The following is a 556-nucleotide window of genomic DNA, read 5'->3' on the forward strand; positions in this document are numbered from 1 at the left end:
CCCCGTGGAGGGGTAGCGTACCGCCTTTTCTTGTGGGGGTTTCCAAAGGGGGCAACGCCCCCATTTGGCACACGACTTTGCGAAGCAAAGTGTAGTGTGTTATACGCTCTGCCGGCGTTGCCGTGAAAATGCCGTTGCCGCCGGGGAGGGCAAGGGCATTTGAAGCGGCAGGAAAACAGGGCTGTGCTTGCGTGGCGTGGAGCCGCAAGCGCAGGTCTGGACTCATCAGCAGACAGGGCGTATATGAAAGCCCCAGTTCCTCGTCCTACGCTCCAACTTGTGGACAAAGTGTCCCGAAGTTGTGGCCACACTCCCGGAAAAGTAGCAGGACAACGGGCAACCGTCAAGGCTGAAATGAACGGGTTTACACCCGGCCTTGACCTCCGCCCGCTGTCCCGCTGGATGGGTGGACAAGGCGGCCAATCCCTCAAAGTGCTTGGCCGCTCTCTTTCTGATTTTGAGGTATTCAGTTTTTCAAAATTGAATAATCAAAATAAATTTTTTCGATTGAAAAAATTTTATTTGTTATCATCTTCAATGCCATATTTTTTCTTTT

At 52.0% G+C, this 556-nt stretch carries 1 protein-coding gene; it reads left to right on the plus strand.

Translation table 11 applies throughout. The annotated features are described in order from the left end of the window. Positions 1–159 precede the first annotated feature (159 nt). Positions 160–556: hypothetical protein (locus ACTQ3V_RS15700; RefSeq protein WP_246597474.1), on the plus strand; the 397-nt coding region annotated here is incomplete at its 3' end.

The sequence above is a fragment of the Candidatus Agathobaculum pullicola genome, assembly GCF_052117205.1.
Taxonomy (GTDB): domain Bacteria; phylum Bacillota; class Clostridia; order Oscillospirales; family Butyricicoccaceae; genus Agathobaculum; species Agathobaculum pullicola.